We start from the raw sequence: 15,717 nt of genomic DNA, 5'->3' as shown, positions 1-15,717 counted from the left end.
AAACTAGTGTTTGTCGGCGGCGTCTGCGTCGGCTGCCGCACTCACGAGTTCTCGGCGTCCCGCGTGTGCCTCGGCCCGCATCCGCTCCACCATGTGCGGGTAGTGCAGCTCGAAAGCCGGTCGCTCCGAACGGATCCGGGGCAGTTCGGTGAAGTTGTGCCGCGGCGGCGGGCAACTGGTCGCCCACTCCAGCGAGTTGCCGTGGCCCCAGGGGTCGTCCACCAGGACCGGTTCGCCGTAGCGCCAGCTCTTGAACACGTTCCACACGAACGGCAGAACCGAGACGGCAAGGATGAACGCCCCGATGGTGGAGACGAAGTTGAGCGTCGCGAACCCGTCGGTGGGCAGGTAGTCGGCGTAGCGGCGCGGCATACCCGAAGTGCCCAGCCAATGCTGGACCAGGAACGTGGTGTGGAAGCCGATGAAGGTCAACCAGAATTGCAGCTTGCCCAGCCGCTCGTCGAGCAGCCGGCCCGTCATCTTGGGGAACCAGAAGTAGATCCCGGCGTACGTGGCGAACACGATGGTGCCGAAGAGTGTGTAATGAAAGTGCGCCACAACGAAGTAGGTGTCACTGATGTGGAAGTCCAGCGGCGGGCTGGCCAGCATCACCCCCGTCAGGCCGCCCAGCAGGAAGGTCACCAGGAAGCCCACGGAGAACAGCATCGGGGTCTCAAAGGTGAGTTGCCCCTTCCACATCGTGCCAATCCAGTTGAAGAACTTGATGCCGGTGGGGACGGCGATCAGGAACGTCATGAATGAGAAGAAGGGCAGCAGCACGGCTCCGGTGGCGTACATGTGGTGGGCCCATACCGCGACCGACAATGCCGCGATGGCCAGCGTCGCGTAAACCAGTGTCGTGTAACCGAACAGCGGCTTGCGCGAGAAGACCGGGATGATCTCGGAGATGATGCCGAAGAACGGCAGCGCGATGACGTACACCTCGGGGTGCCCGAAGAACCAGAACAAATGCTGAAACAGGATGACCCCGCCGTTGGACGCGTCGTAGATGTGCGCGCCGATGCGGCGGTCGGCCTCCAATCCGAACAGTGCGGCGGTCAGGAGCGGGAAGACCACCAGGACAAGAACACTGGTCACCAGAATGTTCCAAGTGAAGATGGGCATCCGGAACATCGTCATGCCCGGGGCCCGCAGGCACACCACGGTGGTGATCATGTTGACCGCGCCCAGAATGGTGCCCAGACCCCCGACACCCACCCCCAGAATCCACAAGTCGCCGCCCACGCCGGGGCTGTGCACGGCATCGGAGAGCGGCGTGTAGGCGGTCCAGCCGAAATCGGCCGCACCGCCGGGAACGATGAAGCCGCCCAACGCGATCAGCGCTCCGCAGATGAAGAGCCAGAACGACAGCGCGTTCAGCCGTGGGAATGCGACGTCGGGCGCGCCGATCTGCAAGGGCAGCACGAGGTTGGCGAATCCGAAAACGATGGGAGTCGCGTAGAACAGCAACATCGCCGTGCCGTGCATGGTGAACAGCTGGTTGTACTGCTCGTTGGAGAGGAATTGCAGCCCGGGCCGCGCCAGCTCGAGGCGCAAGAGCAGGGCCATCAGGCCGCCGATGAAGAAGAAGATGAAACAGGCGACCATGTACATGATGCCGATCATCTTGTGGTCGGTGGTGCTGATGATTTTGTAGATCAGGTTGCCCTTGGGGCCCGTTCGCGCGGGAAACGGCCGGCGGGCTTCCAGGCCGCTGACCGGCGGTGCTTCAGCCGTCATCGATTACCTCCACGGGGCCCAGCGATCAAGCCGCCCAAGTATTTCGAGGCAGCGGCGAGCCGACCTAGGGTCAAACGTCCCTAAATTCGCGCGGATTTCGTGCGACGCGGCGCGGGAAGGGGAGCCTTTCCAAGGTCTGCGGCACCGTCGCGACCCGAAGGGGGGTGTTGTCCGCCGACCGATGAGCGGCGAACATCAATCGGCGCGCCAATCCGACACGCTCTGCAGCGAATTGGGCAGCTCGTCCTGCCGGACGGCCTGAGCGAGCAGTTCACCCAGCAGCGGACCGAATTTCATCAGGTTGGCGCCGACGAAGGCGACGACGCGGCCGCGGCGCGCCACGGTCCAGCCGTCGCCGCCCGAGTCGAGCCACGGCGCGCGGATCGTCACGCAGTCCACGCGGCCCACCGGGTAAAGCGCCGGGAACAGCGCGCGCACCGTCGCAGGGTCCGGCACCTCCTGCCCGAAAGCCCACCGGCCGGTCCTGCCCAGCGGCAGACCGTAACCCTCGGGCGCCGACAGGCACGCCGAGCCGGTCGCATCGGCGCCCTCGTAGGAGAACCGAGTGTGCGGGACGAAGTGCATGCCGAGCGGGCCGAAGAGTTCCGCCGTCCGCACCCCGGCGCAGATCAGCACCCGCTCGGCCCGCAGCACCGTCCCGTCGGCGAGGATCACCTTGCCGTCGTCGGCGACCGACACGACGTCTCCGCGCCGGATTTCGACCCGCCGCGCCAACGCGGACAGTGCGCGGCGGACACGCAGGCTGCCGCCGAGCGGATCGAGCACACCGGCCTCCCACGGCGGGGCGGCGAATGGGATCCGCGTGGCGATCTCGGCGGCGTCCGCCCAGCGGAACTTCGCGCCGGCCTCCGTCATCGCCGCCGCGGTCTCGTCGCAGGCGCCGGTGGCGATGAACCCCTCCGGGCCCAGCAGCCGGCCCGCGCCGAGCTCGGCTTCCCAGCGCTGCCAACCGGTGCGGGCTTGCAAGGCGAGGTGGCACAGCTCGGGGCGCCGGTGGGCGGTCCGGAAGATGCGGGCCAGTCCCGTGGACTGCTCGCCGAACGGCCGGCCGCGTTCGAGCACGATCGCCGACTCCCCACACCGCGCGAGCTCGTAGGCGGCGGCCAGCCCGCACATCCCCGCGCCGACGATGACGATCACGCGATCGGCATACCCACGCGGCTAGAAGAAGAACCCGGCGTGGGGCGCGTCCGGCACCGCGAACAGCCGGTCGGCCACCGCAATCGCCGACGGGTCATCGGCGCGGACCAAACCGGCGATGGCGAGGTCGCGCCAGGTCGTGCCGCCGAGCAGGACGCCGGCCAGCCCCTCGACGTCGACCTCCAGCTGCGCCCGCCGTTCGGTCGGTTCGGCGCCGCCGCCGGTCACGCTGAAACGCCGCGAATTGTCCGGCACCATAGGGTCTTTCACCGCGATGGTGACGGCACCGTCGTCGCTGTAGTGCCGTGCCGCCAGCGCCCGCGACGCGTCGAGGATCCGCAGCCACGTCTCGTCGTGCACCGCGGCGACCCGCGCCGCCCGCCGGTCGGTCAGCAGCCACGGCAGCGGGTCGTCGAGCGGCAGCATCCAAAACATCACGCGGTCAATGAGATCCAGGCCGAGCAGGAACCGCAGCAGTCCGAGGTAGGCCTGCGGGGTGGGCGCGAAGAAGTCCTCGACGGCGATGGTGCGCTGGTCGCTGACGAACCACCGCTCGGTGTCGATGGGACGGTAGCGGGCGAACCCCGATTCGGCTCCCGGGGTACCGTGCACCGCGACGTACGAGGGCTGCGGTGAGGACTCGGTGCGCAGCCGCAGGCTTTGCCACCAGACGTCCGGCCGGTCGATGGTCCCCGGACGCGACGGGCGATGCTCGGCATAGATGCGGGGCAACAGCTCCCATGCTTGCGCGGCGTCGATCAACCGAACCGGACCGCCGGCCCCGACGTCGCGCCGCAGCGCCGCCCGCGCGGTGTGCACCTCCACGGTCTGCGACGAACTGGCGACACCGTATCCGTACCGGCCATAGATCGTCGCCTCCGACGCCCGCAGCGACGCGACCACTTCACCGCGGGCCGCGAAGTCCCCCAACTGATGACGGATCAGCTCCGTGGCGATGCCCTGTCGGGTGAATGACGGCAGCACCCCGATATGCGTGACGGCGGCGTGCCCGACCAGCACGCCGCCCGGGAGCGTCATCCGACTCGTCACCGCGTCCGCGGTGCCGACCAGTTGACCGTCGGCGAATGCGCCGACGGTGCGGCCGGGTTCGAGCAGCCCGGCGATGCGGCCGGGCGGCAGGTCCGGCAGCGGCGGGAAGCCGATCATGGCGACGCGAAACACGTTGGCGGCCGCCAGAAGCTCGTCCTCGCTGTCGAGGACCCGGATCTCGGTGGTCATCCGGCCATCATGTCGCGTGCGCGCCGCGGCCTGGACCGCGGGCCGCTAACGAATCTGCAAGCCGGTCAATGCCCGCGAGATCACCAGGCGCTGGATCTCGCTGGTGCCCTCGAAGATGGTGAAGATCTTGGCGTCGCGGTGCATCCGCTCGACGGGATAGTCGCGGGTGTAGCCGTTGCCGCCCAGGATCTGGATCGCCTCGTCGGTGACGTAGACGGCCGTTTCACTGGCCACCAGTTTGGCCATCGACCCCTCCGCCGCGTCGAACGATTGGTTGTTGCGCGCCATCCACCCGGCCCGCCATACCAGCAGACGGGCGGCGTCGATGCGGCTCTTCATGTCGGCCAGCTTGAACGCCACCGCCTGGAATTCGCCGATCTTGCGGCCGAATTGCTCACGCTGGCAGGCATAGTCGAGGGCGTACTCGTACGCGGCCCGGGCGACGCCGACCGCCATCGCGCCGACCGTGGGCCGGGTGCGCTCGAAGGTCTTCATCGCCGCCTGGCTCCGCGCCGAGGCGCCCGACTTGACACGGGCGATCCGCGCCTCGAACTTCTCCCGCCCACCGAGGATGTGGTCTTCGGGAAGCCGCACGTTGTCCAGCACCACCTCGGCGGTGTGGGACGCCCGAATCCCGTGCTTCTTGAACTTCTGTCCCTGCGCCAACCCGTTGACCCCCGCGGGGACGACGAAGGTGGCCTGGCCGCGGGTGCCGAGCTCGGGGTAGACCGATGCCACGACGATGTGCACGTTGGCGATGCCGCCGTTGGTCGCCCACGTCTTGGTGCCGTTGAGGACCCACTCCCCGGCGGCCTCGTCGTAGCGGGCCCGGGTGCGAATGGCGCCGACGTCGGAACCCGCGTCGGGCTCGGACGAGCAGAACGCGCCCAGCTTCGGCTCGTCGGCCGTACCGAACATCTCGGGCAGCCAGCGGCCCAGCTGTTCGGGAGTTCCGTTGCCCGCCAGGGCCGCCGCGGCCAGGCCGGTGCCCATGATGGACAGCGCGATGCCGGCGTCGCCCCAGAACATCTCCTCGAATGCGGTGAGCATGCCCAGCCCGGTGGGCTCGGCCGCCTGCTGCGCGAAGAAGTCGGGAGAGTACAGGCCCACCTTCGCGGCCTCCTGGATCACCGGCCACGGAGTTTCCTCCCGTTCGTCCCACTCCGAGGCGGCGGGGCGGATGACGTCGGCGGCGAACTTGTGCACCCAGTCGCGCACCTCGATCACGTCGTCGGTCAGTTGCAATGAAAAAGTCACGGCTTCACTCCTGAATTATCTGTGCTCTCAACGGTTTCCGTATTGGGCGAGGACGCTGACGGTCTGGCTGACCCACGCCTCGAAGTACCGCTCCTCGTCGATGTTGCCCGGCAGGCGGCCGGTCAGCGCCTGCAGCGTTGCGGCATAGGACAACGACCCGATGGCGACGGCGGCGGCCGCCTCCGGATCGGGGATGCGGGTGCGGCCCGACCGGTTCGACGCGGCCAGTTCGTCGGCGAAGCGCTGATAGGCGTTGTCGGTGATGACCTGCCAGGTCTTCTCGTCGAGATCGCCGAGCTCGTCGGGTTCCCGCAACATGACCTTGAGCAGGTCCTCGCTTTCCTTGAGGTTGCTCCAGATCAGCTGGCCGGCCGTGCGCACCGCCTGCTCGACGCCGCCGGGCTGCCCGGCGTCGTACTGCTCGCGTGCCGCCACAATGCTGTCGATCCGGTGCGCGACGGCGGCCTCGAGCAGCTCGCGCTTGGAGCCGAAGTGCTTGTACAACGCACCCGATCCCGGCGCCAGACCCGATGCCCGCTGGATGTCGGCCACCGACGTCGCCGCGTAGCCCTTGGCGGCGAAGAGCTTCAGCGCCTCGGCCAGCAGCCGATCGCGTCCGGAGGCGAGCATGGTGAGAGAGTACTCACTCACTGCCCCAGGGGCAAAATGACCCCAGTCGCAGCCGCGGGACGCCGGGCCGAAGATTGGCGCTAGATTCTCTGCGAAACGCCACGAGGCCTGAGCGCGGCGAATCGATCTCGGTGTGAAGGTTGTGGTCAGGTGGTCGACACCGTCGCCGTCCCGGCGCGGCGAGCTGCACAAGAGGAGCCTGACATTCGCGTGTTACCGCACGTAGATCTCCCGATGCGAGTGTTGTCGCTGCGCACCATCGTCGTCGTCGCGGCGGTGTCGGTGATCACCCTCGTGGTGCTGCTGGGCACCTGGGTGTGGGTCGGTGTCACCAACGATCAATACAGCCAGCTCGACCGCCGGCTCGACTCGGTCAGCAGCCTCGGCGACATCAATTCACTGCTGCACAACGTGGAGCACGCGAGCCCCGACCAGCCCATGCCGGACGGCAACCTGGTGCGCACCGCACGGATCGGAGACGAGACCGTCTCGGCGCCCGGAAATATCGTGCTGCCCAAGCTGCCCAACGGGTACGCGAACACCACCATCAACGGGGTGCAATACCGCGTCCGCACCTTCTCCGCGGGGCCCGCATCGATCGCGCTGGCCGCACCGTTGGCCGAGGCCCAACACCGGATCAACGAGCTGCACCTGCGGGTGCTGTTGATCTGTGCCAGCGTCATTGGCGGCACGGTGGTCGTCGGCTGGGTGATCTCGTTGATCATGGTCAACCCGTTCCTGCTGCTGGCCCAGCAGGCCCGCGCCATCAACGCCCAGTCCAGCCCCGACGAGGTCCAGGTGCGCGGGGTGCGCGAGGCCGTGGAGATCGCCGAAGCCGTCGAGGGGATGCTCGCGCGCATCGGCAAGGAGCAACAGCGGACCAAGGCCGCCCTTGAGTCGGCCCGCGACTTCGCGGCAGTCGCCTCGCACGAGTTGCGGACCCCGTTGACGGCGATGCGCACCAACCTGGAGGTGCTGTCCACCCTCGACCTGCCGCGTGAACAGCGCCAGGAGGTCATCGGTGACGTCATTCGGACCCAGAGCCGCATCGAGGGCACCCTGACGGCGCTGGAACGGCTGGCGCAGGGCGAGCTCACCACCGTCGACGATTTCGTCCCGTTCGACATCACCGAACTCTTGGACCGGGCCGCACACGACGCCCTGCGCATCTACCCCGAAGTGGAGGTGTCGCTGGTGCCGTCGCCGACCGTGTTGATGGTGGGGTTGCCCACGGGGCTGCGGCTGGTGATCGACAACGCCATCGCCAACGCCGTCAAGCACGGCAACGCCGGCAAGATCCAGCTCACGGTGAGCAGCTCCAGCGAGGGCGTGGAAATAGCGATCGACGACGACGGCACCGGTGTGCCGGAATCGGAGCGCGCCACGGTGTTCGAACGCTTCGCGCGCGGTTCGACGGCCTCGCGTTCGGGATCCGGTTTGGGTCTGGCGCTGGTCGCCCAGCAGGCCGAATTGCACGGGGGCACGGCGGCGTTGCAAACCAGCCCGCTCGGGGGGACCCGGCTGTTGCTCAACCTGGCCGGCGATGGGCGCGGCCCCGCGTAACGTCCGTCGCAATTTCCGGCCCCGGGAACGGGTGGAAACAGTTGGCCGATTCTTCGTTAAGTCGACGACAATTCGGCCGTTTTTAGGCGCCGCCATTCCTGCCACGCATTCGCATGACCCGCTCGCACTGAAGCTTTCGGCGGTGACTTCGTGACCACTGTGTCTGCAGTGGCATACGAGGTTGTTTGACGGATGACTTATAAGGGGAATACCGGCGGTCAGAACAATCGCGTAATTTCCTGCCCGTGGCCGGAGGTAAAGCTAGTGAATACACGAACGGTCGAACCCCACTAGACTGATGCGCCAAGCCCGTCTTTTAGACGCTGAGCAATCGGAGGGAAATCATGGTGCTGCAGGTGCAATCGGAAGCAGTGCTGGCGTCGTCGTCCGCGGAGGCGGCCATCAGCGCGGAAACTCAGGCGGCGGCGTCGGCGGCCGCGCCGGTGCTGTTGGGAGTCCTGCCGATGGGCGGGGACCCCGACTCGGCGATGTTTGCGGCGGCGCTGAACGCATGTGGCGGAAGCTATCTCGGAGTGGTTTCCGAGCACGCCGCTCAGCGCGGCCTGTTCTCCGGCGCGCAGAGCCTCGCGTCGGGAACGTACGTCGTCACCGAGCTCATGCGTAGCTTGGCGTTGGCGATCGGCGCCTGAGACCAGCGACGCACAAAGGGGGAAGTACGCATGGCCGATCCGGGGTGGGCCGCGCGTACGCCTGAGGACAATGATTTGTTGCTCAAGGCGGGCGCCGGCGTCATCACCCATCTGGCCAACCAGGCTGCGTGGACGGCGCTCGCGGCCACCCATCACGGCTCGAGCATCGCCTCGACGATCAACACCGTGGCCACGTCGGCGAGCTGGGTGGGCACCGGCTCCCTGGCCTCCGCGGCCAACGCCACCGCGCTGAACGCGTCGCTGCACGGGCTGGCCGGGTGGGTGGACGTCAAGCCGGCCGTGGTTTCCACGGCGGTCTCGGCGTATCAGATGGCGTACGGTTCGATGCGCCCCGCGCCCGAATGCATCGAGAACCGCACCGAATGCGCCACCGACTACGGCATCAACCCCCTCGTCCTCGGGGCTTTGACGCCCCGCATCACGTCGCTGGAACTCGAGTACTTCGGATCGATGTGGCCGAACAACTCCGCCGTCGGCGCCAGCTACGGGGCGATTCTCACCGCGCTGACCCAAAGCCTCGCCATTCCGCCGCCGCTGGCAACCATGGGTGCGTCGCCGGCGGCACCGGCGGAGGCGGCCTCGGCGATCGGTCAGTCCGCCGCCCAGGTCGCGGCCGGAGACGGCATGCGCTCCGCTCTTCAGGGCGCGCAGACGGGCACGCAGGGCGCGGGCCAGGCGGCATCGGGCGGCCAGGACTTCATGAGCCAGGCCGGATCGTTCATGGAGCCGGTGCAATCGATGATGGGCGCGGTCCCGCAGGCGATGCAGGCGCCCATGCAGATGATGCAGGCGCCGATGCAGATGATGTCGCCGCTGCAATCGATGATGGGCATGTTCGCCAACCCCGGCGCCATGGCAGGGGCGGCGCCGGGAGTTTCGGCCGTCTCGGCGACGGAGATGTCGGCCGTAGGCGCCTCGGGCGGCGGCGGGGCCGCATCCCTGGGCGGTGCGGGTATGCCCGCGACCAGCTTCACCCGTCCCGTCAGCGCGTTCGAGCCCGTCAGCAGCGGGCGGCCGGTCGGGTTGCGGCCGAGTGGGGCGTTGGGGGCCGAGGCCATCCGTCCGCAGACCACCACGGTCGGCGGCGGCACACCAATGGGCGGCATGCCGGTGGGGCATGGGGCGGGAGGAGAGCGCGGATCCCGAGACAAATCGGAACAGCCCGCGACGGTGCGGGTTGTCGACACCAGAGTGTGAAGCCGGCCCGGCCAAGGGTGAATCGACAGGTCCAAATAGCCCTCATACACTTCGTTTCATGCCCCAGGTAATTCCCGGGGGAGGGCAGCAGTAGTTAGGAGAAACCGCAAGTGGACAGTTCAACAATCCAAGTATCGTCGCAGGTGCTTCGCGACGCTTCCAACCACATTCAGGCGAACATGGAGCACGCGATCGCAATCGCTCAGGGCTACATCGCAAATCACGAAAACGTGATGAACCCTTCGACCTGGTCTGGTGAAGCGGTGACCGCGTCCCACGCGACGGCTATCGAAATTCAGAACGACCTGAACAAGGTCCTGTCCGGCGGAACCCGCCTGGCCGAGGGCCTCAAGCAGGCGGCGGCCTTGATGGAACACCACGAGGCGGATTCCACACACGCCTTCAGCGCGCTATTCGGCGGCCACGGCTCCTAACCGCCCCACTCGCTCGTAATTTCACTATTGGTCTTTGAAAGGAAGCTCGCAAATGTCCAACCCGATCACTTATAACCCGGGCGCCGTCGCCGATTTCGCCTCCGACATCGGCTCCCGCGCCGGCCAGCTGCAGGGAATTTATGACGACACCTCGAACCGGACCAACCAGCTGACGGAATTCTTCGCCGGCCATGGTGCGAAGCAATTCTTCGAGGCGCAAGCGCAGATGCTGTCCGGTCTGCAGGGGCTGATCGACACCGTGAGCCAGCACGGGACGACGACCTCGCACGTGCTGGACAACGCGCTCGCGACCGACCAGAACATCGGCCACTTGTTCGGCTGAGATCGGCTAACCACCGCGATTGAAGGTGGGGCAGATGCGTGAGCGCATGTGCCCCCCTTCGGCGTCTGGCCCGCCGGTTCGATGGGCGCGCTGCCCTGAAAGCGAAGTGAGATGCTGACGACGACGGTCGATGGCCTGTGGGTGTTGCAGGCGGTTGCAGGGGTGGAGCAGACGTGCCCCGAGCTGGGGTTGCGCCCGTTGCTGCCGAGGCTCGACACCGCCGAGCGGGCGCTGAGCCACCCGATCGCGGACGAGTTGAGGACTGCCGGCGCCCTCGACGAGGCCGACAATGTCGACCCGATGATCCGCGAGTGGCTCACCGTGCTGTTGCGGCGGGACTTGGCGCTGATGGTCAGCATCGACGTGCCGGGGCGCGAACCGACCCGGGTGTCTATCTGCCGCTTTGCCAGCTGGTGGGTGGTGCTGGAACGCCACGACGAGCTAATTCGCCTGTATCCGGCCGGCACCGCCAACGACGAGGGTGGGGCCAGCGAACTCGTCGTGGGGCAAGTCGAGCGGTTGTGCGGTGTGGCGGAGGCGGCGCCGTTGCGGCCGGTCACCCTGGACACCGAACAATTGCTCGCGTCGGTGCGCGACTCCGCCAGCCTGCGGACCTTTCTGCTCGCCCAGCGCCTCGACGCCGATCAATTGCAGCTCGTGCTCGCTGCCGCCGACCCGGCGCGCTCGGCGCGCGCGTCCATCGTCGCGCTGCAGGCCGGGGTCGGGCCGGACGAACTTGCGCGGGTGGCGGTCGGCGATTCGTCCGTGTCCATCGTCGACACCCCGTCCGGACGCGTCTGCATCGAGTGCGTCATCTCGGGGCAGCGGCGCTACCAGATCGTCTCGCCGGGTTCGCGCAGCGACATCAGTGGCGCCGTGCAGCGGCTCATCCGCCGCTTGCCCGCGGGCGACGAGTGGTACTCGTATCGGCGGGTGGTCTGAGGAGGGGGACGATTTCTCAACTGACGCAAGATAAGTCAGTTAACCAATGCCGTGGAATAGCAACCCCTTACGTTCTTGAAGGGTTTCTTGATCGGTAAACGCGGTATCGCCGAGCGTGTTAGCATCGCGACGTGACGAGCCCTTGGAATGACCCGAATATGTCGGACGAAGGGGCGCTCAGACGGGGGGATCCGTCAGGGGGCCGCAACTTCCCGGATTCGGTGTCGGACACCATGCGCATTACCGATCTGGCCGCGCCTCGAAAGATTCCTCCGGGCTCGGGTTGGCGGAAATTCATCTACGTCATCTCTTTTAAGAAAATAAACCCGGGTGAATCACCCAGTGAGCGGCACTACCGGGACTTGCAGAACCGTATCCGGCGGCACATCCGGCGCCAGTACGTGATCACGGTGGTGTCCGGCAAGGGCGGCGTCGGCGTTTCGACGATGGTCGCCTGCATCGGTGGGGTGTTCCGAGAATGCCGCCCGCAGAACGTGATTGCGATTGACGCGGTCCCGGGTTTCGGCACGCTGGCCGACCGCATCGACGAGTCGCCGCCGGGCGACTACACCGCCATCATCAACGACACCGACGTCCAGGGCTACGCGGACATCCGTGAACACTTGGGGCAGAACCCGATCGGACTCGACGTGCTGGCCGGAAACCGCACGTCGGATCAGCCCCGGCCGCTGGTGCCTGCGATGTTCTCGGGTGTCTTGTCGCGGTTGCGGCGAACCCACACCGTGATGATCGTCGACACCTCGCCGGATTTGGAACACGAGGTGATGAAGCCGGTTTTGGAGAACACCGACACGCTCGTGTTCGTTTCCGGGATAACCGCGGACCGCTCCCGGCCGGTGCTGCGGGCCGTGGACTACCTGCGGTCGCAGGGCTACCACGAGCTGGTCTCGCGCAGCACCGTGATCATCAACCACACCGATCAGATCGCCGACAAAGATGCGCTGGCGTACTTGACCGAGCGGTTCAGCAAGGTCGGCGCGACCGTCGAAGAGATGCCGTTCGATCCGCATCTGGCCAAAGGCGGGCTCATCGACACGGTTCATGAATTAAAGAAAAAGACGCGGTTGCGGCTTTTTGAAATCACCGCCGGCCTGGCCGACAAATACATTCCGGATGCGGAGCGGACGGCGCCGTGACATCGGCGCATAAGGTCGCTTTCCCGGCGCGCTGCGCGGTCAATATTTCCTACGAGAAGCATCTCTGCTCCCAAGTGTTCCCGGCCGGAATTCCGGTGGAGGGATTCTTCGAGGGAATGGTCGAGCTCTTCGACGCCGATCTGAAGCGCAAAGGTTTTGACGGCATTACGTTGCCTGCGGGCAGCTACGAACTGCACAAGATCAACGGTGTCCGGCTGGACATCAACAAGAGCCTGGACGAGCTGGGCGTGCAGGACGGGGACACCCTGGTGCTGGTGCCCCGGGTCGCCGGCGAATCCTTTGAACCGCAGTACGAGTCGTTGTCGACCGGCTTGGCGGCCATGGGCAAGTGGCTCGGCCGCGACGGCGGGGACCGGATGTTCGCCCCGGTGACGCCGCTGACGGCCGCGCACACCGCCGTCGCGATCATCGCGATGGCGGCCGCGGTGGTGGTGGCGCTGACGTTGCGGGCGCGGACCTTCACCGACGGCCCCGTTCCGGCCGCGGTGTCCGGCGCAGTCGGGGCCCTGCTGGTGGTCGGGGCCTCCGTGGTCTGGTGGGGGTGGCGGGAGCGCCGCGACTTGTTCAGCGGGTTCGGCTGGCTGGCCGTGGCGTTGCTGGCCGTCGCGGGCGCATGCGCGCCGCCGGGCACCCTGGGGGCGGCGCACGGGGTGATCGGCCTCGTGATCGTGATCCTGGGTGCCATCGCCATCGGCGTGATGACACGCAAGCGGTGGCAGACCGCCGTCGTCACCGCGGTGGTGACGGTTAGCGGGATCCTCGCCGCCGTTGCCGTCGTTCGGATGTTCCGCCCGGCGTCGGCTCAGGTGCTGGCCATCTGCGTGCTGGTTGGATTGCTGATCCTGGTCAGGATGACCCCGCTGATCGCGCTGTGGGTCGCCCGGGTGCGGCCACCTCACTTCGGATCGATCACCGGCCGCGACCTATTCGCGCGCCGCGAGGGCATGCCCGTCGACACGGTCTCTCCCGTCAGCGAGGACGAATCCGAGGACGAGGACAACGAATTGACCGACATCACCGCGCGCGGCGCGGCGATCGCGGCGTCGGCGCGGCTGGTCAACGCGGTCCAGGTCGGTGTGTGCGTCGGGGTGTCGATCGTCCTGCCCGGCGCCGTGTGGGGGGTGCTGACGCCGGGGCGTCCCTGGGCGTGGCTGGCGCTGGTGGTCGCCGGGCTTGTGGTGGGCATCTTCATCACCCAGGGCCGGGGATTCGCCGCCAAGTACCAGGCCGTCGCGCTCGCCTGCGGCGCCGCGGCCGCGGTATGCGCCGGAGTGGTCAAATACGCCATCTACGAACCGAAAGACGTTGTGAGCGGCCTGCTTTGGCCAGCGGTGGCCATCGCCGCCTTCGCGGCGTGCGGGCTGGCCGCGGCGCTTCTGGTGCCGACGGTGCGGTTCAGGCCCTTCATCCGGTTGACCGTGGAATGGGTGGAAGTGTTGGCGTTCATCGTCCTGCTGCCAGCGGCGGCGGCCCTGGGAGGGCTGTTCACGTGGATTCGCCACTAAAGAGGGTGGCGGCGGTGACTGCCGCCCTGACCCTGGTCGCGCTGTCCGCGAATATCCCTGCCGCGCAAGCGATTACACCCCCACAGGTGGATCCGGGATTGGTGCCCCCGGACGGGCCGCCCAGGCCAGACCAACCGATGCGCCGCGCCAACAGCTGCTCGTCGCCCATCACCGTGCGCAATCCCGACGTGGCGCAGCTGGCACCGGGCTTCAACCTGCTCAACATCAGCAAGGCTTGGCAATACAGCACCGGCAACGGCGTACCGGTGGCGGTCATCGACACCGGCATTTCGCCCAACCCGCGGCTGCCGGCCGTACCCGGTGGTGACTACATCATGGGTGAGGACGGCCTGTCGGATTGCGACGCGCACGGCACAATCGTGGGCTCGATCATCGCCGCTGCGCCGCAAGGGACTTTGCCCATGCCGCGGCCCATACCGCCGACCCCGGCGTTCCCTCCGCCGGCCGGACCGCCGCCGGCCAACGGCGCCCCGCCGCCGCCGGATCGGTTGTTGGCCACGGTGATTGGGGCGTCCCAGCGGATCGGGCGCCGCCCCCGCCGCCACAACACCAGCCATGACCACGCCGGCTGACCCCACCAGCGGACGAACACCGTCGCGACGCCGACCGCCGCGGCGATCGCCGCACCGATGTAGCCGGCCACCGCCCAACTCGCGGCCGCGAGCAAGAACACCACCCACACCCCGAGGACCCGCCGATTGCTGCCCCGGCTGAAGCCGGTCAGCGTGGAGCTCACCGCGCCCTCCTCAGCCGCGCCGCGATCGCGGCCACGAGCACACCGGCGGCCACCGCGCCGATGAACCCGATGGCGATGTTGCGCGCCCGGTGGTCCGCCGGCGGAGGCGGCGGGGCCGGCCTGATCACCCGGCTCTGCGCACCCGGGGGCATCCGGTCACCAGGCGGAATGTTGAACGTCAGTGCCGCAACGGGATCGACCAACCCGTACCCGACCTTGTTGTCCACTCCCGAAGGCGGATTGTGCGCTGACTGCACGATCCTGTTGATCACCTGATGAGCGCTCAGGTCCGGGTACTTCGCCCGGACCAGCGCCGCGACGCCGCTGACGTAGGCGGCCGAGAAGCTGGTGCCCCAGAACGGCATGTTCTTCTCACCCGGCCTCGACGGAGGGTACGCGTTGACCGGCCCGCCACCCTGGGGCGAGAGACCCATGATGTGGGTGCCCGGCGCCGCCACACTCACCCACGGGCCCGACATGCTCTTGTCGAGCGCGGCGCCGGTGGCATCGACCGCACCGACCGACAGGACGTAGTCGGAGAACCACGAGGGTGACGAAACCACCTTCACCTGATGCCAGTCCCGCGGATCCGACGGGTCGAGCGGGTCGTACATCGGGTTGTTGTTGCAGCCCGCCTCCCCGTCGTTTCCGGCGGCGGCCACCACCACCGCGTCCTTCACGGTGGCGGCGTACCACAGCGCGGCGCCCAACGCCCGCTGGTCGGCGGGGGCCACCGCCGGCAGGCAGGCGGTGACGGAAATATTGATCACCTTGGCACCCATGTTGGCCGCGTGGACCACCGCGCGCGCCACCGTGTTGAGCGTGCCGGCTTTGACCTTCTCGTCGGAGTTGGGATCCCCCGGGCCAGGGTTGACCGGCTCAAACGCCCTGGACGACTGGCGGATTGAGATGATGGTCGCGTGCGGGGCCACGCCCACCACCCCGTCGGGCGCTCCGGGCGGAAGCGGGGGCACCGCGGGTTCGTCCTCGGTCTGCGGGTCCGGCGGCCCGTTGGAGGCGGCCGTGGCGCCCCCGCCCTCGGGCGGCGGAGGCGGCGGGGGTGGCGCCGGATCCGCTGTGACGCCCCAATCACCGTGGCC

The 15,717-nt window shown here is 67.7% G+C and carries 14 protein-coding genes and 1 pseudogene; 9 read left to right on the top strand and 6 right to left on the bottom strand.

Annotation, left to right across the window (positions count from 1 at the left end; translation table 11 throughout):
- Positions 1-3: 3 nt before the first annotated feature.
- The 5 genes from ctaD to A5711_RS11465 all read right to left on the bottom strand — a co-directional run bounded on the left by ctaD (position 4) and on the right by A5711_RS11465 (position 6,027).
- Entirely contained in the window at positions 4-1,740 is a 1,737-nt protein-coding gene (gene ctaD, locus A5711_RS11485; RefSeq protein WP_067946493.1) for a cytochrome c oxidase subunit I, read from the bottom strand.
- Between the two features lie 195 nt (positions 1,741-1,935).
- Positions 1,936-2,901, bottom strand: a complete 966-nt coding sequence (locus A5711_RS11480; RefSeq protein WP_067946491.1) for an FAD-binding oxidoreductase — start codon at positions 2,899-2,901, stop codon at positions 1,936-1,938.
- A 21-nt stretch (positions 2,902-2,922) separates the two neighbouring features.
- Positions 2,923-4,140: a GNAT family N-acetyltransferase gene (locus tag A5711_RS11475; RefSeq protein ID WP_067946489.1), complete on the bottom strand. Its 1,218-nt coding sequence runs from the start codon at positions 4,138-4,140 to the stop codon at positions 2,923-2,925.
- 45 nt (positions 4,141-4,185) lie between these two features.
- Positions 4,186-5,397: an acyl-CoA dehydrogenase family protein gene (locus A5711_RS11470; RefSeq protein ID WP_067946487.1), complete on the bottom strand. Its 1,212-nt coding sequence runs from the start codon at positions 5,395-5,397 to the stop codon at positions 4,186-4,188.
- A gap of 27 nt (positions 5,398-5,424) precedes the next feature.
- A complete protein-coding gene (locus tag A5711_RS11465; RefSeq protein WP_067946484.1) occupies positions 5,425-6,027 on the bottom strand; it encodes a TetR/AcrR family transcriptional regulator in 603 nt (200 codons plus the stop codon).
- 234 nt (positions 6,028-6,261) lie between these two features.
- Here A5711_RS11465 and A5711_RS11460 point away from each other — a divergent pair, with 234 nt between their 5' ends.
- The 9 genes and pseudogenes from A5711_RS11460 to A5711_RS11420 all read left to right on the top strand — a co-directional run.
- On the top strand, positions 6,262-7,590 hold the full coding sequence (locus A5711_RS11460; RefSeq protein ID WP_067946482.1) for a sensor histidine kinase KdpD: 1,329 nt from the start codon (positions 6,262-6,264) through the stop codon (positions 7,588-7,590).
- Positions 7,591-7,934: 344 nt separating this feature from the next.
- The gene (locus A5711_RS11455; protein WP_067946481.1) at positions 7,935-8,240 is read left to right on the top strand and encodes a PE domain-containing protein; all 306 of its coding nucleotides are present in this window, start codon (positions 7,935-7,937) and stop codon (positions 8,238-8,240) included.
- Positions 8,241-8,270: 30 nt separating this feature from the next.
- Positions 8,271-9,458: a PPE family protein gene (locus tag A5711_RS11450; RefSeq protein WP_067946478.1), complete on the top strand. Its 1,188-nt coding sequence runs from the start codon at positions 8,271-8,273 to the stop codon at positions 9,456-9,458.
- A 110-nt stretch (positions 9,459-9,568) separates the two neighbouring features.
- Positions 9,569-9,892, top strand: a complete 324-nt coding sequence (locus A5711_RS11445) for a WXG100 family type VII secretion target (protein ID WP_066953556.1) — start codon at positions 9,569-9,571, stop codon at positions 9,890-9,892.
- A gap of 52 nt (positions 9,893-9,944) precedes the next feature.
- Complete coding sequence (locus A5711_RS11440; protein ID WP_067207998.1) at positions 9,945-10,235, top strand: WXG100 family type VII secretion target; 291 nt, start codon at positions 9,945-9,947, stop codon at positions 10,233-10,235.
- Between the two features lie 111 nt (positions 10,236-10,346).
- Positions 10,347-11,177, top strand: a complete 831-nt coding sequence (locus tag A5711_RS11435; RefSeq protein ID WP_067946476.1) for an ESX secretion-associated protein EspG — start codon at positions 10,347-10,349, stop codon at positions 11,175-11,177.
- 131 nt (positions 11,178-11,308) lie between these two features.
- Complete coding sequence (locus A5711_RS11430) at positions 11,309-12,334, top strand: MinD/ParA family protein (protein ID WP_156622511.1); 1,026 nt, start codon at positions 11,309-11,311, stop codon at positions 12,332-12,334.
- Positions 12,331-13,860 (top strand): type VII secretion integral membrane protein EccD, encoded by a 1,530-nt coding sequence (gene eccD, locus A5711_RS11425; RefSeq protein ID WP_082953545.1) that lies wholly within the window; start codon positions 12,331-12,333, stop codon positions 13,858-13,860. Before A5711_RS11430 ends, eccD begins: the two co-directional genes overlap by 4 nt.
- Positions 13,845-14,425: pseudogene (locus A5711_RS11420) on the top strand (type VII secretion-associated serine protease); the annotation flags it as partial. The gene eccD and the pseudogene A5711_RS11420, both read left to right, overlap by 16 nt.
- A gap of 188 nt (positions 14,426-14,613) precedes the next feature.
- Here the strand turns inward: A5711_RS11420 and mycP are convergent.
- Positions 14,614-15,717: type VII secretion-associated serine protease mycosin (gene mycP / locus A5711_RS11415; protein ID WP_067946474.1), on the bottom strand; the 1,104-nt coding region annotated here is incomplete at its 5' end.

This window comes from Mycobacterium sp. E2238, from assembly GCF_001672665.1.
GTDB lineage: Bacteria > Actinomycetota > Actinomycetes > Mycobacteriales > Mycobacteriaceae > Mycobacterium.
Note: the sequence above shows the minus strand (reverse complement) of the source record. Positions and strands in the feature narration are given on the sequence as shown.

Excerpts from the sequence above, each read along its gene's own strand:
- A5711_RS11465 (WP_067946484.1), bottom strand. The coding sequence starts at position 6,027 with ATGCTCGCCTCCGGACGCGATCGGCTGCTGGCCGAGGCGCTGAAGCTC.
- A5711_RS11435 (WP_067946476.1), top strand. The coding sequence starts at position 10,347 with ATGCTGACGACGACGGTCGATGGCCTGTGGGTGTTGCAGGCGGTTGCA.
- A5711_RS11450 (WP_067946478.1), top strand. The coding sequence starts at position 8,271 with ATGGCCGATCCGGGGTGGGCCGCGCGTACGCCTGAGGACAATGATTTG.
- A5711_RS11455 (WP_067946481.1), top strand. The coding sequence starts at position 7,935 with ATGGTGCTGCAGGTGCAATCGGAAGCAGTGCTGGCGTCGTCGTCCGCG.
- ctaD (WP_067946493.1), bottom strand. The coding sequence starts at position 1,740 with ATGACGGCTGAAGCACCGCCGGTCAGCGGCCTGGAAGCCCGCCGGCCG.
- A5711_RS11460 (WP_067946482.1), top strand. The coding sequence starts at position 6,262 with ATGCGAGTGTTGTCGCTGCGCACCATCGTCGTCGTCGCGGCGGTGTCG.
- A5711_RS11475 (WP_067946489.1), bottom strand. The coding sequence starts at position 4,140 with ATGACCACCGAGATCCGGGTCCTCGACAGCGAGGACGAGCTTCTGGCG.
- A5711_RS11440 (WP_067207998.1), top strand. The coding sequence starts at position 9,945 with ATGTCCAACCCGATCACTTATAACCCGGGCGCCGTCGCCGATTTCGCC.